The sequence below is a fragment of the Dyella acidiphila genome (genome assembly GCF_014863405.1).
In the GTDB taxonomy this organism is placed as follows: Bacteria; Pseudomonadota; Gammaproteobacteria; order Xanthomonadales; family Rhodanobacteraceae; genus Dyella_B; species Dyella_B acidiphila.
On record NZ_JACZZA010000006.1, the window covers coordinates 1 to 21216 of the forward strand.

The following is a 21216-nucleotide window of genomic DNA, read 5'->3' on the forward strand; positions in this document are numbered from 1 at the left end:
CAACACGGTTCGGCCGCATAGCGCGTTGAATTATCGGCCACCGGCTCCTGAAGCTGTCCTGCCAGCCATCCAGGATGTACATCTGAAGCTCGCTGCTTAAACTAACCCTACATCTGGACCAGTTAGTGCAGGCCACTCAGAGCAGTAATAATTTCATGGGTTGATTAGCCTAAATCGTTTACGCTGAAATACTACGATCGAACGCTGATGCGTAGGTGCTAATCATCCACCTACTGTTTGATACCTTCAAAATTGATCGTCACGTGAACATCATCTCCCACGTAGGGAACGTAAGCTTTCATGCCAAAGTCCGAGCGCTTAAGGGTCGTGGTGGCTGTGAAGCCTGCCTTGTAAACTTTCGTTCCAATCGTGTCTTCCGCCATGCGATTGAACGTGGTTTTCAGGGTCAGTGGCTTAGTTACGCCGAGTAACGTCAGTTCGCCCTGAATGTCGGCGGTCTTTGAGCTGGTCATCGTGACGTGCGTGCTCTTGAACGTCATAGTCGGAAACTTAGCTACGTTAAAGAACATCTGATTTTGCAAATCTTTGTCGCGCGCTGCAAAGCCCGTATCGATACTGTCGGCACCCATCGTTACCGTGACTTCGCTGCTTTCCGGTTTCGTTGTATCAAGAAGCAGCGTACCTTTGAGGTCGCGAACCGATCCGGTGATGGTCGAGAAGCCGAGGTGGTTGATTGTAAAAATGACCTGGGTATGGGCCCGGTCCAATACGTAAGTGTCTGCAGCCGATGCAGGGCTCAGTGGTGCAAGGCTTATCAGCACTGCTGCACATATGGCATTGCGTAGAGCGTTCATAGGCAAGATCCGATGGATAGGGTTTCGGAGAAACAACGTGTGCGCTTTTGAATAACGCTGCGTGTGTCGCGAATTTACGCGTGCTGGGTGCCCTGAGCGTCGATAGATACCGGTGCCCATTCATTCCAGGTGTTCATCCGTGCTTGGTAGACGGCCATGAACTTGGCGATCGTCGTCGCGCCAAGCACCAGACGAAGCGGTGGTTTTTCGGTGTTGACGACCTTGAAAATTGCCGCCGACGTTGCGGCCGGATCGCCAAAGTCTTCCGGTTTGAACGACGCGCGAATTGCTTGGCGAATCGAGTCGTAAGCTTCAAGCGTTGGTGGCATTTGGACAGCCGCCCGAAACCCCGTGGTGAAGTGACCCGGTTCGATGATGGTGACTTTGATGCCAAACGAAGCCACTTCGGCTGATAGCGCTTCGGACATGGCTTCAACGGCGAACTTTGTCGCGGTATAGGTTCCACCCGTCGGAAAGGCGATCACCCCGCCGATGCTGGACAGCGTCAGGATGTGGCCGCTCTTCTGCGCACGCAAAATCGGTAGTGCGGCCTGAATAACCCAAAGCGTTCCGAATACGTTGGTTTCAAAGCTTGCTTTGGCTTGTTCGGGTTCAAGCTCCTCAAGCGCACCCATGTAGCCGTAGCCCGCATTACTTACGATGACATCGAGACGCCCAAAGTGTTGATGCGCCCGCTGCACGGCGTCGAACACCGCATCGCGATCCGTAACGTCTAGCGGCAGCGCCAAGATGGCATCGCCGTGAGCCGCGACTAATGCTTCCAAGTCGCCAACATTTCGCGCCGTCGCCACCACTTTGTCGCCGCGCTGTAGTGCGGCCTCAGTCCACACGCGACCGAAGCCGCTCGACGTACCCGTGATGAGCCAAACCTTTGAAGTCGCCATGGTTATTGCCTCTCTGTTGAATTACACTTAGTGCAAAATATCGCACTGAGTGTAATTAAGTCAACAATCGGCTGTGAAACTCAGTGTTCACCGCCAGGCACAATCAACGCGCTCCAGAGCTCCCGCCTGGGACTGGTGATCTACCCAGGGCTGTTCCGTTTACTTGGCAGGCATAATCCAAAAGTGAGAGTGGGCATGTACCGGTACCCCAAGCTCTTGATGTCGGCATTCAGTCGAGCACTGCTGCCACCTACTTTGGAAAGCTATGCCTCGAAGCGGCTGTGAAGAATGAGCACTACTAAGAAACCCAAGAGCGATCTGCGCGAACGCAAGCGTCAAGTGACACTCGATCAAATCGCCCAAACGGGCCTTCGGCTCTTTATGGAAAATGGCTATGAGGCCACTACGCTCGACGCCATCGCGGAAGCATCGGGCATATCGCGCCGCACGTTCTTCTATTATTTGAAATCGAAAGAAGATGTTCTGCTTGCACATGAGAGCGGCAATATCCCGCGCCTTTTACGCCCAACCTTTCTGAAGCAGTCGCCCAAGCAGTCCCCACTCAGTGCGGCGCGGGAGACCTTTCTTTCGCTCGCCTCTATGTACGAAACGAAGGAATCGGTCATGGCGGACCGCATTTTGCGGTCGATCGAAACGCTGCGGTTACGTAAGGAAGCGCTACATGTCCAATTGGAGCAAGTGCTAGCGGAAGCCATGTATGAGCTTTGGCCTGATCCCGCAAAGCGTCCTGTTTTACGGCTTTCTGCCATGATCGCCATGAGCACGCTTCGGTTCGCTAAAGATAACTGGCGCCTGGCGGATGAGGTCCAGCCTCTCACGCATTTCATCGATGAAGCCTTCGCGTCACTCGATGAAGTCATCATGCCTTGATTTGTGCGCGACGCTTCACGGTAATAGGGCAGGGGTAATAGGGCCGGTGATGGTTAAAGTGGGCTAACTACCCCGGCTCCTTTTCGTCAGCTCCAAACGGTCAGTCCACAACTGCCCCGCAATCTGGGTATGTGTCGGCACAAAGAAAACGTCCCTCAGCCATGCTTGAATTGGCCACACTGAGGGTGTTATGGTCCGCCCCGCAGCGGGGTCAAGCTGCCGTAAGCGTTTACGTCAACCAACGCGCAATTAGAACGTGAGACAGTTGCTCGCGTTCATGCGCCCGAGTTGACGACATGAAAACGCTAACCTTCCTCGCAAGACCATTTCTTTCTCCCAAGTACCGCGCCGCGCCCGATATCGTGGCGATGTGTCTCTATTTCATGGCCGGCCTTGCAGATGGCGCCATGATGCCTTTTTTTGCATTGTGGGCTCAGCAAGAGGCACACATACCTATACGGTTCATTGGCCTGTTGTTGGCGTGCTATGCCGGCGGCGAACTACTTGCCACACCTTTGCTTGGCGGTATCGCGGATCGCGTAGGGCGACGTCCTGTCTTGCTCTGTTCAAGCCTGGGTGTTGGCTGCGGTTTTCTGCTGCTTGCGCATATGCATCAGGTGATAGCTATTGGGCTATGCCTGGTCGGCATTGGGGTTTTCGAATGTGCGCTGCATCCAACCATCGCCACCGTTATTGCCGATGTGGTGCCTGCCGAGCGGTTGCGCATGCGTTATGCAGCCGCCCGCATCGCCTCCAACCTTGGGCACATTGTTGGGCCTGCATTGGGGGCAGTGCTGGCGCTCATATCGTTGAGCGCGGTGTTCGCCGGGTGTGGATTATCGCTGCTCTGTGCCGGGATGCTTGTTGTGGCTGTACTTCCGGAAACCTGGTTGAAGAACGATCAGCGAGATGGCAGCGTGCCGGCAGAAGAAGAGGAGGAAGGCTTGGCCACACTCCTGCCGGCCTTTCGCGACCGACGAATGGCGGCGCTTCTTTTGTGGTTCACCATCATCGAAATCGTTGGAGGGTGGACGGAAGTGGTGATACCCGTCTACGCGCACGGTGCCCATGCTCTTTCAACATCCCAGATCGGGCTACTGTTTACCTATGCCGCAGCCGTCGGCACGCTTGTGCAATGGCCTATTACGAAGTGGAGTGGCAACGTTCCCGCATTTCCTTTGATCCTAGGGGCGGGTGCGCTGCTGGCGGGTAGCTTCGGGCTGCTATTGATCGAGCCCGGCGCACTCACGCTTGGCGCCAGCCTGACGCTACTTGCCTTCGCGCAAGCGCTATGGGGTCCGCTGGTGCCGGCAACGGTCAATGCCTTGGCGCCTCCCTCCGCGCGCGCTTCGTACCTGGCCGCCATTTCCACGGCGAACGACCTGAAAGATTCGATAGGCCCTGCCTCCGGAATGTTTCTTTACGGGCTTTCAGAACGACTCCCGTGGATGCTTGGGTTACCCGTCGCCCTGTTGGCATCATGGGCGCTCGCCGTTTCAATCAAGCGCAGCGAGATGGCGCAAAGCGATGTCATGCCGAAGTCTGATACCGAACAACTCTCCAAACCGCCTCTTTACGTGCGGTTTCGATAAGAAAAGCGTCGCTGAGTCGGAGCCGATCTTGGATAAGCACGGAAAAAAATCAATCTGAGCGCGGGCCGCATGTTGGCCATCGTGTTGTTGGTTGGGCTTGGTATCGCAAGCTTGATCCAACACCCTGGCCCCCCCGACATCCCGATGGCGCGTACACGCGGTTATGCGGTCGGCCACTGTAATGTGGCCCGCCTGCCGAGGCATCGGTCGTTATCGCCCCAGGAGTGTTCTTGCCATGCGTCCTATCCTGCTTGCCATCTTGCTGGTACCCGCCGTGACAGGTGAAGTCTGCGCACAGACCGCACCGCCAGCGTCTGCGGTGGCGTCATCCGAGCGCCTTGGCGTGCTGGAGGTGGCCGGCAACAGTGCGCAGACCCAGTTGGGTAAGCCGGTGCACTTCGAGGTGCAACGGTTGCGCGTGCTGGGTGACTGGGCGTTTCTGCATGCAAGGATGCAGGGGCCTAATGGCCAGCCGATAAGTTATGCCGGCACGCGTTATGAAGATGCTTCCCGGCATGGTCAGAAATCCGCCAACTACGATGCGCTGTTGCAACGTAAGCAGGGGCAGTGGAGCGTGCAGGCGGAGGCCATTGGGGCGACCGATGTGCCGTGGACGGATTGGAGCCATCGCTACGGTGCGCCGTCGAGCCTGTTTGACGAAGGCAGTGGTAACTGACCGCTTCGGTGCCCGGGCGGCCCTATCCGTAGCTCGAATGCTTCGTCAGGCCCGCGCGGGCTTCAGCGTATGCGCCCGGCTTTGGCGTCTGCTGTCGGATCAGGGCGGCGCCAGGATGTAAGAGCCGTCGATGCTCGCCGAGTAGTTGTCGTAGTTGATCTGCTGGTTATTTGGATCGGGGGTGTTGTTGGAGCCGATCAGGGTGACGTGCCCGTTGGTGTTGCTGGCCACAATCTCGGTGTGGTCTTCGCCGTTGATGTCGTGGCAGATCCACACGTCGCCAGGCTTGGCGCTGGCCAGGCTGACTTTGTGCCAGCCCTGTTGCTGCAGTCGGCTGGTCAAGTCGCCGACGTTGATGCTGTGCCAGTTGATCTGGCCGGCCTGCTGCAGCATCGACGATACGAAGTTGGCGCAGGATTCGCTGGGATCCACGCCGGCCTGGGTGATGCCGTGCGCTTCGAGATCGGTCTCGTAGCGGCCCAGGTATTTTTGCGCCATCGCCGCCGCGTTGCTGCCTTTGACCGTACCGGGCGCGGACGGCGAAGTTACGGCACCGCCGCCCGGTATATGCACCGTTTCGCCGATATGGATCAGGTTGGGATTGGTGATTTGTGAATTGGCGGCTTCCAGCGCCGAGAGCGAAACACCGTGGCTGCTGGCGATGCCGGACATGGTGTCGCCCGCGCGCACTACGTAATTGCTGCTGGCCGGTTTTGGCGCAGTGGGCTGGCTGCTGGTGGAGCCGCTCGGTATATGGATGGTCTCGCCAACGCTGATGACGTTGGGGTTGGCAATTTGCGGATTGGCCGCTTCCAGTGCCGCCAGCGAAACGCCATGGCTGGCGGCGATGCCGGTGAGGGTATCGCCGGCGCGCACGCTGTAGTTGCTGCTGCTGGACGTAGCGCCCTGGCTGCCCGGCAGATGGATCGCTTCACCCGGGAAGATGGTGTTGAAATTGGCGATCTGCTCGTTGGCCGCTTCCAGCGTTGAGAGCGAGATGCCATGACTGGCGGCAATGCTGCTCAGCGTATCGCCCGATCGCACGGTGTAATTGTTCTCGCTGCTGCCCGTGCTCGGCGACGACGACGAGCCGGGGTTCGATTTACCGGGCGCAGATGTACTGCTGCTGCCACTGGGTGCACTGCTGCCGAACAAGGCTGCTTCGGCGGCGCGGCGCCGGGTCAGGCCCGGCAGCACCATGCCGTTGGCGTGGTTGTATTCGCCGAATGCTTGCTGCGCGCCGGCGTAGTTGCCCGCATTCAGGCGCGATGCCACATCCGACGATGCAAAGCCGCTGCCGCCGATATTGAAGGCCAGACTGACGCAGGCATCGAACTGGTTTTGTGTGATCGGCACATGGATGCTGTTGCGCACGGCGTTTTCGGCGCTTTGCAGATCGCTTTTAAGAAACTGTTCGGCTTGCGCCTGGGTGATGTGCTCGCCCGGCGTCACCCCGCCAGTATGGCCATAACCGATCGTCCACGGCGCGCCGCCAGTGGCGGGATCGGGATAGGCGTTGAGATACGGACCACCCTCGAAGCCCTCAATCATCTTCACGCCGTTTTCGCTGATCGAGTAGCTGGAGGCGGCCGCGCCTTTGCCGCCGCTCACCGATTGACTGCCACTGGCGGAAGCGTTGCCGGTGTGATCGCCGGGAATGGTCAGCTGGTCGCCGGGGTAGATCAGATTTGGATTGTTGATCGAGGGATTGGCCGCTTCCAGCGCGGCCAGCGACACGCCGAAGTGTGCTGCGATGCCGGCGAGCGTGTCGCCGTGCTGCACGGTGTAGGAACTGGATGCATCGTTGCTGTTGGCGGGCGAAGCAGCGAGTCTGACGGCGGAGACGGTGCTCATGGTCACCTCGGGGAGGGGCGGCTGATGGAGATGGATCAACCGGCTGGCGTGGCTCCCGGTGCGATCTAGGGGGCATTCCAGCATGTGTGTCGAGGTGCTGACATCGGGATTGTCCCTAGCTAGGGAAAACCCAAGCTAGGGATGGCCCTAGCTGATCCCGGTGGCCGCCTGGGGCTGCCGAGGTTTTGGATTGGGGCAATCAGGGATGGAACGCCGTTTTATTGAGGCCGCCAGCTTGCTGCGGCGATATGCGTTACTTGATCAAGGCACTTGGCAGCAAGATCAAAATGCGAATGCTTCAATAGGAGCGCGGATGGATGGTTAACGCAGATCAGCCGTCATCACAAGACTTCATGCTTAAAGTGCACTTCGACGGGATGATCAAGGATTGCAATCATGTCGTTCAACGTATGTGCGTGGGGATTGAGCCAAGCCTCTAAGTTCTCCGGTTTAATGGCGATCACGCATTGGTCACTGCCCGCTGCCGAAACCTCAGGCGGCGGCTCGCTTTTAATGATGGCAAACGAATAGAAGCCGGCCGCATTTTCGGATGCCTCGGTGTAATTCCACAGGCATGCAAGCAGCAAATCCTGCTCTGGATCCGGCTCGAATTTAATAACTACGTTACTCTCACTTTCATCTGGATCTTGTTCGCGTTGCTCCATGCGATGAAGCGGTACGCTTTCATCAAAGCGCCGAGCGACAATGACGCCGTGGTTGTGCCCGAATAGTTGGCGCCATTCTGTAAAAAGTTCTTCGCGGCGCGCGATTTTGGTTTTCAGGTTGAACCATTCGTCCTTGGTCGTCCAGCCAGGAAGGCGGCATTGGTAACGCATAGGTACGATAGATCGTTGCCCTGTTCCTGGGCTGCGGATCAGAAGCGGACAGAAAGAATTAAACCATATGCGGGCGAGTCCGTCGGCGTCGGCCTTGTCGCCAAGTGCAGCTAGTTTCGCTCGTGCCTTGCTTATCTTGCTGTTTGCAGAGAGCAGGCCGACGTGTGTCATGTTGCTAGGGTTGATCGATGTCTGGGCTGCCATGGCTTTCATCAGGTGCTCAGAAAGTGCTGTAATTTCAGCCTCAAGTTCTAATACGGCATCTTTGTATGCTGTTTGAGCAATGTCATTTATCTCACGCTCGCTCTCATTGCTTGGGCTATTGAACGCGTCACGCATTGGCTTGGGCACGCGCTTCATCCAGTCTCCTTTTTTCTTGCGCTCCTCAAAAAATAGGGCGAATTCGCGTAGTTCTGGCGTGCCGCCAAGATGTTCGTACTTGCGGAAGTCGGCGTAAATCTGAGCCGAGTAACACATGCGAAGATCCTTAGTCGAGACTGGTGTGTCAGAGAGGATTGAGGCGCCAACATGGCGAGCTTTTGGCTGTTGGCTGCTCTTTAAATGCGGCTCTTATCCTTATGCCTGCCGTCGCAAAGCTAGTTCCCAAGCTTTTTCAACTGCACCCGCGCATTGTCATTCTTGGGATCAAGCTCAAGCGACTTCTGGTAGTTCCGAATAGCAAGGTCTTTCTTACCTGCCTTGGCATAGGCTTCTCCGAGACTGTCATACGTATTCCCATCCTTGGCAAACAGCACTGTGTTGCGCTGAAGAACCCGGATGGCATCGTCAGTCTTCCCGTCGCCCAATAGCTGATAACCCAGGGCATTAAGCGGCACGGAGCTGTTGGCTTCTTCCACTCCGGATTTCCGCGCCTGCTCGTAGCTCGCCAGCGCAGCCTGCACACCGAATTTCGCCCCGATCAAAGTCAGCTTGTCGCTCAAGGGCATCCCCTTGCTGGGATAGGGCCAGCCATGGGCTTGCGCAAGAGTTTCGGCTACGTAGGGATAGATCGATTGGAAAGCATCGGAATTCCCCATCAGCGCAACACCCCAGCCACGATCGGCGTCCATAAACAGATAGGACTCAAAGCCATCGTTGGCGCCGTTATGCCGGAACTGCCCCGGATAACCGTGATAACCCACGCCAAAGCCAAGGCCCACGCCGCCCGCATCGCCAGGTGTGTCGTGGCATTGCGGCTTCAGCATTTCCCGCGTCATGGCGGTTGAAAGAATGTGGTTCGCTTGCCCTTCGCGTGATTTGGCAATCTCGATGCCGAAGCGGGCGAGGTCGCTGGGCGTGGTCCATAGGCCGTCGGGTGCCAGCTCGGGGTAGATATGCCATTTGCCAGGCACCATGGTGCCGTCGGCATGGGTGCCGGAGGCGGCCCTTGCCGCCAGCGCGGGCGGCAAGTTTTGGTCAAAGCTGCTGCTGGTCATGCCGGCCGGCAGCAGCACGTGCTCGCGCATGAAATCCTCGAAGCGCTGGCCGGAAGCCTCCTTGATCAGCAGGCCCTCGATGGTGACGCCGCCGCCGGAGTAGATGCATTCGGTGCCGGGAACGGTGGTGACGCGGATCGGCGGATTGTTGGCCGGTGCCACGCCGTCGAGGGTTTGCTCGGTAGTCGGAATCGGCGTGCCCTGGGCGTAGCCGGCGAATCCGTGCACGTTCAATCCGGCGTTGTGGCTCATCAGGCCCCGCAACGTGACCTTGGCTTTGGCGGTATAGGTGTTTTCCGGCACCTTCCAGCTCTTCAGCGTTTGATTGACGTCGCTATCGAGGTTGAGTTTGCCGTGCTCCACCAGCCATAGGCCGCCAGCGGCGGTCACTGGCTTGCTGATCGATGCGGCCTGGAAAAGCGTGCCGGTGGTGACCGGGGCGGTCGAGCCTGGGGCGGTAATGCCGTAGCCCTTTGCCCAGGCGAGTTGATTGTTCTCGACGTAGGCGATGCTGACGCCCGGCACCTTGTAGATCCGCATAAGGTCGCCGAGGGTAAAGGTGAGGGGTGGTTTTCCGGTTTCGGCGGGGAGTGTCAGCACCACGCTTTGCAGGGTAAGCGGGGTGGCGGGTGGCGCAGCCTGCGAGGTTCCCGCGCAGAGCGTGAGGAGCAAGGTGGCAAGTGCGATCTTTCGACGATGCGGCATAAATCCCCCCGGAATTGGCAGTGCTGTCGATGGGTTCGAAGCTTATGCGACCTGAAACTTGGTGGTCTAGTTTGTGTCGGGGCAGGTTGCAATTGATAGGGAGGCGCCGCGCTTTTTGCTCGTCATCCCAGCGGAAGCTGGGATCCCGTGCCTTCGGTGCGGAAAGACGCTGGATCCCAGCCTTCGCTGGGATGACGGTGAGGTACGTTGAAAGGTGCTGGTCAATGGGAGATTGCGCTGGCGCGACTAAAACTTGGCGACCCCATGTGCGTGGATGGCAGCTCGCAAATAGAGAAGGGCGGGCACGCTCTTTTGCTCGTCATCCCAGCGAAGGCTGGGATCCAGTGCCTTCGGTGCGAAAAGACGCTGGATCCCAGCCTTCGCTGGGATGACGGTGAGGTACGTTGAAAGGTGCTGGTCAATCGAGATTGCGCCGAGGCGACTAAAACTTGGCGGCTCCACATGCGTTGATGGCAGCTCGCAGATAGAGAAGGGCGACCACGCTCTTTTGCTCGTCATCCCAGCGAAGGCTGGGATCCAGTGCCTTCGGTGCGGAAAGACGCTGGATCCCAGCTTTCGCTGGGATGACGGTGAGGTACGTTGAAAGGTGCTGGTCAATCGGAGATTGCGCCGAGGCGACTAAAACTTGGCGACTCCATATGCGTTGATGGCAACTCGCAAATAGAGAATGGGGGCATACTCTTTTGCTCGTCATCCCAGCGAAAGCTGGGATCCAGTGCCTTCGGCGCGGAAAGACGCTGGATCCCAGCTTTCGCTGGGATGACGGTGAGGGTTTTTGAAGGGTCTTGATTAACTGGGGCCGCGCGCTGGTTTTTGCGAAAGTGCCCAAGCAAAGACGTGGGGAGCCCGCAGGTACAGAACACTTTCCCATCGCCACGAAACCCCTCATGATTCCATGCAGCGTCGCCAAGACGCCCAGGGGGCTGGGAAAATGCTTGAAGCAGCGAAGAGCACAATGACCGAGACGCCGACCAGTCTCGGTATCCAGGAATTGCACACCTACTGGACTTGCCAGCGCCAGCCAGGATCCGCTGCGCCGCTACCGCAGGATGTCGTGAAGACCTTGCTGGCCGGCCTGCGCCTCAACGTGCTGGAAACCCTGCGCTATTTGCACCAAAAGCAGCCAAGTTATGCACAATTCGAAGCCTGGGTGCGGGAGTGCAATGGCGGCGAGCTGACCGACGCTTCGCTGGATCGCTTGCGGCGTGCACTGGCAGGCGAGGCCGTGGGTGCGGAAGTCGGCAATCTCGACCACGTCGAAGGCCTGAGCGCGGACGACCTTGCACACTGGGACGAACATGGCTACGTGATTCTGCGCAACGCGATCAGTCCGGAAGCGGCGGAAAGCACCGAGTTGGCCGTCTACGATTTTTTGGGGATGAACCGCGACGACCCGGAATCCTGGTATCGCGAATCACTGGGCCATTCCATCTGGGTGCCGCTGCTGCGGCATCCGGCACTGGTCGCCAATCGTCGCTCGGCACGTATCCATAAGGCCCACGCCCAACTGTGGGGAAGGGAAGATCTTTGGGTCACTGTCGACCAGGTCGGCTTGAATCCGCCGGAACGCCAAAACTGGATGTTTCCCGGGCCGCATCTGCACTGGGACGCCACCCTCGCCGAGCCGCATTGCTTGGAATTGCAGGGCATCCTCTATCTGGCCGATGTGGCGGAGGACCAGGGTGCTTTCAGCTGTGTGCCGGGTTTTCATCGCACGCTGAAGGAATGGCTGCAAAGCGTTCCCGTCGGCCAGAGCGTGCAGGAGTATGCGGGACGTACGTTGACGATGACGCCGATTGCCGCCAAGCGCGGCGACATGATCATCTGGAATCACCTGTTGCCGCATGGCAGCAGTCCAAACCGTGCGCAGAGGCCGCGGGTGGTGCAGTACATGTCGCTGCAGCCTACGCGTTATGCGTTTACCAATGAGTGGAGGAATTGATGGTGTTGCGGGGGTGCACACCCTCTTTCATTTAGCAATGCGCATACCACCAAGCCGTCATTCCGACCTTCGCCGGAATGATGGCCGCGTATATCGCCGCTTTTACACCGAACAACCGCTTCAGTAATTTAAAAAGCGGAATGCCTCATCAGGCCGATGGCTGTGCCGGCAGAATGCATTCGATCCGGTCACGCTGTGTCACCAACGACCAGATTTCCTGGGCAATGTCGTCGGGATCGATAACGGGAAAACTCGGATCCAGCTTTGTACCGTTGGCCGTCATCGCGCGCAGGCCTGCTGAGCGATCGATGGCAGCGCCGATATTCACCGTGCCGGCATAGACTCCCTTTGGCGTCACTTCCGCATTGAGCGTGTAGACATAATTGCGTGCGGCGGCCATCAGCGGGCCTACGCCGCTCAGTCCGGCCATCGGTACCACAGCGGTAAGCCCACCCACGATAACCACGGCACCGTTGCCGCGGGCCAGCATGCCGGGCAGCACGGCATGCGACATCTCGATGGGCGAAAAGGTGAAGACGTTCGCCATCGATTGCAGTTCGGCTGCATTGAGCGACACCGCCGGCACGAAATGGACGTCTGCAGGTACCGGTGCGTAAACAGCTATATCGATGTCGCCGAACTGGTTTTCGATGGACTTTACAAGCGCGGGGATCTTGCTCGTGTCGGCCAGGTCGGCCGGAAAGGCGGCGGCCTCGATGCCGGCCTTTGCCAATTCGGCGACACGTTCCTGCAATGCCTCGGCCCGTCGCGCAACCAGTGCGACCCGATAGCCTTCGCGCCCGAATCGATGGGCCAGGGACGCACCGAGTCCGGTGCCGGCACCGAAGAGGGCAACGGTTTTCTGATCAGCCATGACAAACTCCTGAGGGGTGGTATGTTTCGCTGACCAGATAGTGTTGGTAGGCCGCACATGTCACAAGAACGCCTATTTTCGGTACCTAGTCACATGGTTGTGACCGACGCGCCGCCACAACCGGGCATTCATCCCGGCTGCCAGCGGGTTATCGAGATCTTCGGCCGGCTTGGCGACAAATGGACGATCCTGTCGATCCTGATGCTCACCGAGAAGCCGCGGCGCTTTAACGAGCTGAAGCGCCTGATCGGCGGTATTTCCCAGCAGATGCTCACGCGCACGCTGAAGGCGCTAGAGCGGGATGGCATGCTGACGCGCACCGTCTATCCCACCGTGCCGCCGCAGGTCGAGTATGCGTTGACGCCGTTAGGTCGCTCGCTGTCTGAGCCGTTGCTGCAATTGGCCAGCTGGACGCTGGAGCATGTCGGCGATATTGAAGACCATCGGGTTGCTCACGATGGTAAAAAAGCGACTGGTGAAGAGCGGGGAGGGTAGTTAAGCTGATCGGTGGGCTTTGCTCTGCGGCAGTCTTGAATGGCGGTGGCTGTTCTAGTCGCAATAAGCCGTACTTGGCTTGCTTGAGTCGCCGCAGGTATTTACTCCGATCGCGTGGATGCTGACGACTTTATCGGTTTCGGCGTAGCTGCATACCAAGTAGATATCGCCACCTTTCAGGTCGCCCCATGCTCGGAGAAAGGCTTTGTCTTCCGGCGGCCCATCAAAGACATCCGCGTGTACCAATGCGTGCTGGCTTCCGCGGTCAGCCAAGGATGATGGGCATTGATAGTGGTGCTTCGCTGCCGCATCGCACGCGGCACAGGTTGGAATGGCCATGACGACGGCCAGTGCTGCACTGGATCGCGTGATGTTCGTTCCTTTGGTCGCCATTTTGTCAGGTTTCTTGCTCCGGTTCGTCTCCGGTGCAGGAGTCGATTATGCCCTTGAGCATGATCGCTGGCGATATATATGCGGTACCAGTGGCTAGCAACGCAGTAAGCAATATCTTGGCCGACTTTGCTCTAATGGTGATCCTGCTTGTGGGCAGGATCGCCAAGTTATCTTGGGTGATATTTATCTAATTCAGGGGAAAGGTATGGAAAGGCGTAGTTTTATACAGGGGGCGTCCGTCATCGCAGCCATGGCATTGGCTACTGAGGCCAAGGCACAGACTATCTCCAGCACGGATGACATCGCAGTGATCACTACGATCGCGGATCTCCAGGCTGCGACGTCTGCGACATTGACACAGAGCCAGTGCATTGTAATGGGCTATGTATCGGAAACGGATGGTGGTGGAGGCATCTTTGCCACAGGTGTTTCGGCATCGGCCAATGGAGGAACGATCATCAACGACGCCTCAGGACGAAGCTGGTATCGGAACTGTAATCCATCGGTCGTGAAGGCTGAATGGTTTGGCGCAAGTGCTAACGGTTCGACCGACAGCACTGCGGCCATCAATGCGGCATTGGCGAGTCAGGCATCAGATGTTCGTGTTGATTTGGCGCCGGGGACTTATGTAATTAGTGGGTCTGTCCTTATCTCCGGCAACTATAAGTCACTTGTCGGGGCTGCGCAGGCGGCCACGGTGCTTGCATGTAGTGCCGCTTCCAGTCCTGTGGTTTCTGTTGCTGGTGGCTCCATCTCTTTTCTCATTAGAGACATGACTGTCATGCATAGTGGAACACCGACGAATGGCGGCCATGGGATAAGTTGTACTGGAACCGTTTCGCAGTCGAGAATTGAAAATATCATTTCACAGAATAATTCTTTTGGCTTTTCACTGGCAGCCACTGATTTGTCTTTTGTAAAAGGGTGTATTTCGCAATCCAACTTTGGTTATGGATTTTATCAGACAAATTCGCCTGCAAATCCTGGTTCACAATGGTATTACGAGGACTGCCTTGCTCAGGAAAATGGTCAGGCTGGCTATTTCTTGACGTCGTCATCGGGCTCTTCCAGCATGTCTGTCGGCGCCTTTTCCAGGTGCCTTACTTTTGCTAACTCTGGATGTGGGTTTGTCGCGCTTGGACTCGCTACTTCGCCTATTCAAGGCGTGCGTATCAGCGATTGTTTCTTTGGACAAGACGCGAATAACGAAGTATTTCTCGATACTTATGGTGGTGCCCACAGTGTGCGGAATACTTTTACCGAATTGGCTGGGACGGGCAAAACCGGGCCTGCTCAGTCGGATCCGGCATCAAACGGTGGTTGTGGAATTTTTGTCAGTTCCAATAATCAGAGTGTTGATATCACGTCCTGCTATTGCGGTGGTCATTCTCAGAATGGCATCTACAGTCAGGCGGTGACAGCCAATGTTACGGGATGCTCTGCGTTCGACAATGGAAGGTCAAATTTGGCAGGCGAACAGTGCGGCATTCATCATGAAGGAGGGCGGATGATTGTATCCGGTGGATCCATAGGTAATACGGTATTTGGCGGAGGCCAGCAGTGCGGAATTCGCACTTACAATGGCGCTAATACTTCCATCGGCTTTGTGGATTTGACCGGAAATGTAGCTTCCGCAACCTTGGCGGATTCAAACCCGTCTTCGTTGATGGTTGTCGGTTGTCTTGGCGTCTGATTTGAATTGCGGAAGGAATGCTTTTCTTTCCTGCTAAGAATAGGACTGCAATAAGAGGCTTTCTAAGCTTTTTCCCGTCATCCCAGCTTTCGCTGGGATGACGGTGAGGGACTTTGAACCGTCTTGATTAATTGGGTGGCGCGTCGGTTTTGCCAAGGTACCCAAGCAGAAGGGGGAGCATCGTGGCGCAGTATTTTTGAATTCGCCAAGATCTCCTATTCAGCCATTACTTCCCATGCCCAAAGAACCGCTCCCGTATCCGCTCTTCCTCATGATGATGCGTATACGGCTTCAGCAAGTCGTACCGTGTAACCATGCCAAGCAACAGCTGCGTATCCGCATTCACCACCGGAATACGATCCAGCTTCTCCACGGCAGCACGAATCGCCACGCTCTTGCAGCTCTCATCGGGAAAGGACACCACCGGATCTTTCTCCAGCGCATCGACCAGCCGCGCACCACCTTCCGGATCGGCCTGCCATAGGCGCGCCAGTTCATCGCGGTTGATCACATTGAGCAGCCGCCCCTCGCCATCCACCACCGGATAGGCGCGATATTTCTGGTCAGTGCCGAAATATCTCTGCGTGGCTTCACGCACGCTGATATCGCCCGGAATGCTCATGATCTCGGTGCTCATCACATCCTTCACCGCCATATGTTCAAGCCTGTCCACGGTGTATTCGCGGAAGATGTCGAAGCCGCGGCGGGCGACTTTTTCCGTGAGGATGGAGCGTTTCATCAGGAAGACGCTGACGCCGTAGGCGGTGGTGCAGGCGACCAGCAGGGCGGGGAGTGCGCTGGCATTGCGGGTGAGTTCCAGTGCAAACAGGATCGAGGTGAAGGGCAGGCGCATCACGCCAGCCAGCATCGCACCCATGCTGAGCAACGGCCATAGCAGTGGCTCATTGCCGGGAAATACCATCGATTCCAGGCCGCCTAGCCCGGCGCCCAATGCGAGCAGTGGTGCGAGTACGCCGCCGGAGGTGCCGGAGCCCAGGTAGATCACCCACATCAGCGATTTGGCGAGCATGAAGGCCAGGATGGCGCCGCCGACCAGTTTGCCGGTCAGCAGCTGGTCGATCATGTCGTAGCCCACGCCCAGCGCCTGCGGTTCGAGCAGGCCGCCGATGCTGACGGCGATGGCGCCGAGTGCGGGCCACCACATCCAGTGGATGGGCAATTTGTTGAAGCCGTCTTCCACCCGGTAGATGGCGGCGGTGAGCACGGTGGCGAGCAGGCCGGCGAGAAAGCCGCAGACTACGGCCATGCACAGATCCACCAGTTGCAGATGGAATTCCACGGGGATGGGAAACAGCGGACCGTTGCCAAGCAGGAAGGGGCGCAGCGCATCGGCCACGAAGCAGGCGATGGCGACTGGAATGATGCTGCGCGGGCGCCATTCGAACAGCAGCAGTTCCACGGCCAGCAAGGTGGCGGCGATCGGGGTGCTGAAGGTGGCGGCCATGCCGGCGGAGGCGCCGGCCACCAGCAGGGTGCGCCGCTCGATCGAAGTGAGGTAGAACATCTGGCCGAACAGCGAGCCGACGGCGCCGCCGGTCATGATGATGGGCCCTTCGGCGCCGAACGGGCCGCCGGTGCCAATCGCCACGGCCGCCGACAGCGGTTTCAGGATCGCCACTTTCAGCATCATCTTGCTTTTGCGAAAGAGGATCGCTTCCAGTGCTTCGGGGATGCCGTGGCCGCGAATGCGGTCGGAGCCGAAGCGCGCCATCAAGCCGATGATCAGGCCGCCCACGATCGGCGCCAGTACGATGGCCCATTTCGAATGGCCGCTCGACGGCGACACGAAATCGAACGACAACCGCTGCAGAAAGGCGAGGTTGGTCACCAGGCCGATCATGCGATAGAGCGCAAACGCCACCAGGGCGGCTGCGATCCCGATAAACACGGCCATCAACGAAAGTTTGAGGATGCTGACGCTGGGGTGGAAGTCGCTCTGGCTGAGCGTGTCGCGCTTCCACTTCTCATAAATGCGCGTGATGCCGTGCGCGATGCTGGTCATTGGGATCCCCGCTGAGGGTCAACCACGGCCCGGGCGGTATCGAGGAGCCGCTCGGATTCAACGCATGCTTGCGGGCTGGTTGGGCGGGCACGAATGCGTGCCTGGCGAGAATAGCGTATTCCCGCCCGCGGATCAGGTGCTTGTCTGCTTGCGGCCACAATGCGCTGCGCAAGATCGGCTACATTGCGGGGGCTTCAATGAGCGGGGGGGGGTATGCAGTTGTCTGAGCTTGGTGAACGCGTGTGCATCCTGGGCCCCTCCAATAGCGGCAAGTCGACGCTGGCGGCGGCGCTGGGGCGAAAACTCGGTGCACCGGTGGTTCACCTCGATCAACTGCACCATCTGCCGAACTCGGATTGGCTGCCGCGCCCGGCGCCGGAATTTCTGGCGCTGCATGACGAGGCCATTGGCGCCGAGCGCTGGGTGATCGACGGCAATTATTCTTCGTGCATGCCGCAGCGCCTGCAGCGTGCAACGGGGGTGATTCTGCTGGATGTTTCCACCGCCACCAGCTTGTTCCGCTATTTGCGACGCACGCTGCTGGAGAGCGGCCGGGTCGGTGCATTGGAAGGCGCGGGCGAGCGCGTCAAATGGAGCATGCTGCACTACATAAGCGTGACCACGCCGCTCAATCGCAGGCGCTACCGGGAGATCTATCGTCAAGTCAGCCTGGCAAAGGTCTATCTGCCTTCGCGGCGTGCGGTACGGGCTTGTTACGAAGCATGGGGTTTGCAGCGGTGATCCGTATGTACGGCTAGCTGCTGCGTTCTTTATTTTGCACGGCCTGTTCAATGCTGCGTGCATTGTTCGGTTGCGATCGGCGCTGCAAGATGCCTGGACCTTACACGGAGCAAGCATCATGTCCGCACCTGTATTCAGCAACCCCGATACGCTCGTTTCGCCACCCGGCTACACCCAGCTGGTTGAAGTGAGCGGAGGAAAGATGGTGTTTATCGCCGGCCAGGTGGCATTGGACGCGGCCGGTGTCTTGGTCGGGCCCGGTAATTTTGCGCTGCAGGCCGACCAGGTGTTTCGCAATCTGCGCCTGGCGATGGAATCCCGCGGCGGGTCGTTCAAGGACATTATAAAAATCTCGGTATTCATCACGGATATGGCGTATTTGCCGGCATTCCGCGAAGCACGCGACCGGCATCTTGCCGATATCAAAACGCCTCCGGCGAGCACGCTGGTGCAGGTTGCAGGGTTGTTCCGGTCGGATTCTATGCTCGAGATCGAGGCGGTGGCATGGATGGCTTCATGATTTTTGTGATCCAGACGGTTTGTTTAGACGTCTAAAAAGAGATCCCGTATGAGATTTGATGCTGCGCATTTTGCGTCGCAGCGTGCGCAATAGAACGCGTTGCAATACTGTCCCTGTCAGTTGCGCTTAGATCGATCTAATCCCGTGAAATTCGCGTGTATGTGATTTTTTTGTCGATCTGATCAGCAACCGGTACGGCGATCCCACTACATCGATGGAAGTGCATCTGGCAGGCGAGGGGAGCCGTGCCACGGGCCTTTGTGTCTTCAATTCGGAACGCTCTGGGCATCGTCGTTGGCATCTACGACTCAGCATTCACCGGAGTAAGACTTATGGACCAAGTAACTTCGCGTCACTGCAACCGGAACCGTTCCCGCCTGGCCGCAGCATTGCTCGTTTCGTTTTTAGGCCTGGGCACATCGGCCGCCTTTGCCCAGTCGACCGGTTATACCGGCATTTTCGGCGGCGGCCCCATTTACAAGAACCTCAACAACAATATCGCCGAGTTGAGCAGTTCCGGGTTTACCGAAGTGATTGTGTGGAGCGTCGAAGTAAGTGCGTCTGGCGATCTGAACTTCAACGGCGAGTTTCCGCTGGTGACCAACGGGGCCTATGTGGGCAACCAGACCTATCCGAACTTCGCTTCCAATCTGGCGGCGCTGAAAAATGCCGGGGTGAAGCGCATTACCTTCAGTATCGGCTCGTCCAATTACGGCGATTTCGAGGATATCGAGGCGCTGGTCAACAGCACGGGTGCCGGTGGCGGCACTGGCACGGACAGCATCCTGTACAAGGATTTCCAGGCCTTGAAGCAGGCCATCCCCTCCATCGATGCGATCGACCTGGACGATGAAAACGGCTACGACGCGTCGTCCACGGAGAAGTTTGCCGTGATGCTCGGCAATCTCGGCTATCACGTGATGCCGGATGCGTATACCAATGCCAGCTACTGGACTTCGCTGGTGGCCAGTATCAACAGTGCATTGCCGGGTACGGTGGATGGCGTGCATCTGCAGGCTTATTCCGGCGGTGCCGGCAACAGCCCGTGTTCGGGCTGGGATTTCGGCGGGGTTCCGGTTTATCCCGGTGTCGCCGACAGCAGTGTCGGCGGTGGCGTGTCAGTCAGCGGGGCGCAATCCACGGTCGCCGGCTGGCAGCAGCAATGCGGTATTACCGGCGCGTTCCTGTGGCTTTATGACGATGTCGCCGGCAAGACCTATACCAGCGGCGGTACTACCACCTCGTTGACCGCCGCTTACGCGAACGCCATCAATACGGGTCTGTGATATGAGGGTGCACGCGGCGCGATAGTTTGCCGTGCTGTTGCAAATCAGGCCGCTCGGTGGCGTTTTCGCCGGGCGGCTTGCGTACCTGTCGCCTTACGCCGCGGACTATTTTTTCGCAGAGCTTTGGCTTTGCAGCTCCTTCAGATCCTGGATGGCATCGCTGTCGTGCGGGTTCTTTTCCAGTGCGTGCTGATAGCTGGCGCGTGCCAGGGACTGATTGCCTTGCCGTGCGTAAGCTTCGCCCAGGCTGCGATAAGCGCTATCCGAATCGGGATGGTTGTGCACGTTGAGCTTTAACAGGGCAACGGCTTCGGGCACGTGGTCTTCGGCGATCAGCCGCTGTGCCCAATCGTCGATGGCGGTTTCGTCCAGCTTGAAATCCGGGTTTTCTTTCTGCATCGACGCATAGACCTCCACCGCATGCGCAAAGCCCTGGCGGCCGAGGGCGTCGCGGTAGGTATCGATCGATGCCGGCGCACCCTCGGCGGGGCGAAAATTCACGGTAATAGTGTGGGCGGGTATGCCGTGCTGGGCCGGTGTCTGCTGCAGATAGGCCAGGGCACTGGCATCGTGCTTGAGGTAGGCATCGAGGAATTGCAGGGTGTAGCGCGCCATCAAGGCGTAGCCGGTGATGCCGTCTTCGCGCTGGTAGTCGTTTTTCAGGCTTACCAGTTTCCACATGGATTCGTTGCGTTGATTGGTCGAGCTGAATTCCACATGGGCCAGTCCCAGCATATGCACGGTTATCAGATCGCCATGCGTCCATGCATTGAGCACATCCGGGCCCTGGCTGGCGTCCTTGAAATAGCGCTGCTCGTCTTCCAGGCTGATTTCTCCCTGGGTAAACGCCAGCAAGGGCAGCGCCATATGTTCCGGCTGCACATCGCCCGATTGTTTTACCAGGGCAGGGAAGTAACGCAGGCTGCCGTCGAGCGATACCAGCGCGTCGATCCGATTATCGCGTGCGGCAGCGAACAGGGCGGCGAGGCCGCCCCAGCTATAGCCGGCCACGGCGATTTTTGACATATCCGTATCCGGCAGGCTTTGCGCGTAGCCGATCAGATAGGAGATATCGCCGGCCTGCGTATTCGCCCCGGCCAAGTCGATGGTCATAGTGCGCGTGGTGGTGCCCCGGTGTGCCGAAACTGGTCTCGGTTGCCGTCAGCTCGATGTAGTCGCGCACGGTCATCGGCTTGCCGTCGCCTTTTTGCGCCGGATACCAGATCAAGGTTTGCAGCGGACGGGCACGCTCGCCGTGCTGCGGCTTGCTGAGATCGTCGGTGAGATTGCGAAAGATGCGGGCGCGGTCGTATTGCTCGACCTGCCTGAGACCCACTGCATAAGGGCCAGCTTGCTCGGTGAACCGGAACGTCGGCGCGGTTTGCGCGGATGCATGCGAAGCGGCCAGGCCAAACGCGAGCAACACAGCTGGGAGCGTGATCAGGCGCATGCGGGTTCTCCTTGAAGCCGCGGATGGTTGCATAAATCACCCGCCCGCCACAGGCCCGCAGGCGCCAT

Annotated in this window: 18 protein-coding genes and 1 pseudogene; 9 read left to right on the forward strand and 10 right to left on the reverse strand. The window is 58.2% G+C overall.

Going from position 1 to position 21216, the window contains the following annotated elements; genetic code table 11:
• Nucleotides 1-230 precede the first annotated feature (230 nt).
• Both IGX34_RS10875 and IGX34_RS10880 read right to left on the reverse strand, forming a co-directional pair.
• Nucleotides 231-815, reverse strand: a complete 585-nt coding sequence (locus IGX34_RS10875) for a YceI family protein (protein WP_192555756.1) — start codon at nt 813-815, stop codon at nt 231-233.
• Between the two features lie 74 nt (nt 816-889).
• Nucleotides 890-1720, reverse strand: a complete 831-nt coding sequence (locus IGX34_RS10880) for an SDR family NAD(P)-dependent oxidoreductase (protein WP_192555757.1) — start codon at nt 1718-1720, stop codon at nt 890-892.
• Between the two features lie 288 nt (nt 1721-2008).
• On the opposite strand from IGX34_RS10880, the gene IGX34_RS10885 reads away from it, so the two are divergent.
• From IGX34_RS10885 to IGX34_RS10895, 3 genes are all read left to right on the forward strand, one after another.
• Nucleotides 2009-2611 (forward strand): TetR/AcrR family transcriptional regulator, encoded by a 603-nt coding sequence (locus IGX34_RS10885; protein ID WP_192555758.1) that lies wholly within the window; start codon nt 2009-2011, stop codon nt 2609-2611.
• Nucleotides 2612-2907: 296 nt separating this feature from the next.
• Entirely contained in the window at nt 2908-4203 is a 1296-nt protein-coding gene (locus tag IGX34_RS10890) for an MFS transporter (RefSeq protein ID WP_192555759.1), read from the forward strand.
• Nucleotides 4204-4438: 235 nt separating this feature from the next.
• A complete protein-coding gene (locus IGX34_RS10895; RefSeq protein WP_192555760.1) occupies nt 4439-4879 on the forward strand; it encodes a hypothetical protein in 441 nt (146 codons plus the stop codon).
• Between the two features lie 99 nt (nt 4880-4978).
• Here IGX34_RS10895 and IGX34_RS10900 read toward each other — a convergent pair whose 3' ends face one another.
• From IGX34_RS10900 to IGX34_RS10910, 3 genes are all read right to left on the reverse strand, one after another.
• The gene (locus tag IGX34_RS10900; RefSeq protein ID WP_192555761.1) at nt 4979-6733 is read right to left on the reverse strand and encodes a LysM peptidoglycan-binding domain-containing protein; all 1755 of its coding nucleotides are present in this window, start codon (nt 6731-6733) and stop codon (nt 4979-4981) included.
• Nucleotides 6734-7074: 341 nt separating this feature from the next.
• Nucleotides 7075-8046: an SOS response-associated peptidase family protein gene (locus IGX34_RS10905; protein ID WP_192555762.1), complete on the reverse strand. Its 972-nt coding sequence runs from the start codon at nt 8044-8046 to the stop codon at nt 7075-7077.
• A 119-nt stretch (nt 8047-8165) separates the two neighbouring features.
• Complete coding sequence (locus IGX34_RS10910) at nt 8166-9710, reverse strand: serine hydrolase (protein WP_192555763.1); 1545 nt, start codon at nt 9708-9710, stop codon at nt 8166-8168.
• 976 nt (nt 9711-10686) lie between these two features.
• Here IGX34_RS10910 and IGX34_RS10915 point away from each other — a divergent pair.
• On the forward strand, nt 10687-11673 hold the full coding sequence (locus IGX34_RS10915) for a phytanoyl-CoA dioxygenase family protein (RefSeq protein ID WP_192555764.1): 987 nt from the start codon (nt 10687-10689) through the stop codon (nt 11671-11673).
• A 148-nt stretch (nt 11674-11821) separates the two neighbouring features.
• Here IGX34_RS10915 and IGX34_RS10920 read toward each other — a convergent pair whose 3' ends face one another.
• On the reverse strand, nt 11822-12547 hold the full coding sequence (locus IGX34_RS10920; protein WP_192555765.1) for an SDR family NAD(P)-dependent oxidoreductase: 726 nt from the start codon (nt 12545-12547) through the stop codon (nt 11822-11824).
• Between the two features lie 93 nt (nt 12548-12640).
• Here IGX34_RS10920 and IGX34_RS10925 point away from each other — a divergent pair, with 93 nt between their 5' ends.
• Nucleotides 12641-13042, forward strand: a complete 402-nt coding sequence (locus IGX34_RS10925; protein ID WP_192555766.1) for a winged helix-turn-helix transcriptional regulator — start codon at nt 12641-12643, stop codon at nt 13040-13042.
• A gap of 54 nt (nt 13043-13096) precedes the next feature.
• Here IGX34_RS10925 and IGX34_RS10930 read toward each other — a convergent pair whose 3' ends face one another.
• Nucleotides 13097-13435: an STY0301 family protein gene (locus tag IGX34_RS10930; protein WP_192555767.1), complete on the reverse strand. Its 339-nt coding sequence runs from the start codon at nt 13433-13435 to the stop codon at nt 13097-13099.
• Between the two features lie 376 nt (nt 13436-13811).
• Between IGX34_RS10930 and IGX34_RS22490 the strand changes: the two are divergent.
• A pseudogene (locus tag IGX34_RS22490) lies at nt 13812-14606 on the forward strand (glycosyl hydrolase family 28-related protein); the annotation flags it as partial.
• Between the two features lie 748 nt (nt 14607-15354).
• Here IGX34_RS22490 and IGX34_RS10940 read toward each other — a convergent pair.
• Nucleotides 15355-17151, reverse strand: a complete 1797-nt coding sequence (locus IGX34_RS10940) for a chloride channel protein (protein ID WP_192555769.1) — start codon at nt 17149-17151, stop codon at nt 15355-15357.
• 213 nt (nt 17152-17364) lie between these two features.
• On the opposite strand from IGX34_RS10940, the gene IGX34_RS10945 reads away from it, so the two are divergent.
• From IGX34_RS10945 to IGX34_RS10955, 3 genes are all read left to right on the forward strand, one after another.
• The gene (locus tag IGX34_RS10945; protein ID WP_192555770.1) at nt 17365-17892 is read left to right on the forward strand and encodes a P-loop NTPase family protein; all 528 of its coding nucleotides are present in this window, start codon (nt 17365-17367) and stop codon (nt 17890-17892) included.
• A gap of 118 nt (nt 17893-18010) precedes the next feature.
• Nucleotides 18011-18412 carry a RidA family protein gene (locus tag IGX34_RS10950; protein ID WP_192555771.1) on the forward strand — a complete coding sequence of 134 codons (402 nt, stop codon included), beginning with the start codon at nt 18011-18013 and terminating at the stop codon, nt 18410-18412.
• 332 nt (nt 18413-18744) lie between these two features.
• Complete coding sequence (locus IGX34_RS10955) at nt 18745-19698, forward strand: hypothetical protein (RefSeq protein ID WP_192555772.1); 954 nt, start codon at nt 18745-18747, stop codon at nt 19696-19698.
• Nucleotides 19699-19803: 105 nt separating this feature from the next.
• On the opposite strand, the gene IGX34_RS10960 is transcribed toward IGX34_RS10955, so the two are convergent.
• Both IGX34_RS10960 and IGX34_RS10965 read right to left on the reverse strand, forming a co-directional pair.
• Complete coding sequence (locus tag IGX34_RS10960) at nt 19804-20811, reverse strand: dienelactone hydrolase family protein (protein WP_192555773.1); 1008 nt, start codon at nt 20809-20811, stop codon at nt 19804-19806.
• Entirely contained in the window at nt 20696-21148 is a 453-nt protein-coding gene (locus IGX34_RS10965) for a hypothetical protein (RefSeq protein WP_192555774.1), read from the reverse strand. The genes IGX34_RS10960 and IGX34_RS10965 overlap by 116 nt, the downstream gene beginning before the upstream one ends.
• Between the last annotated feature and the right edge of the window lie 68 nt (nt 21149-21216).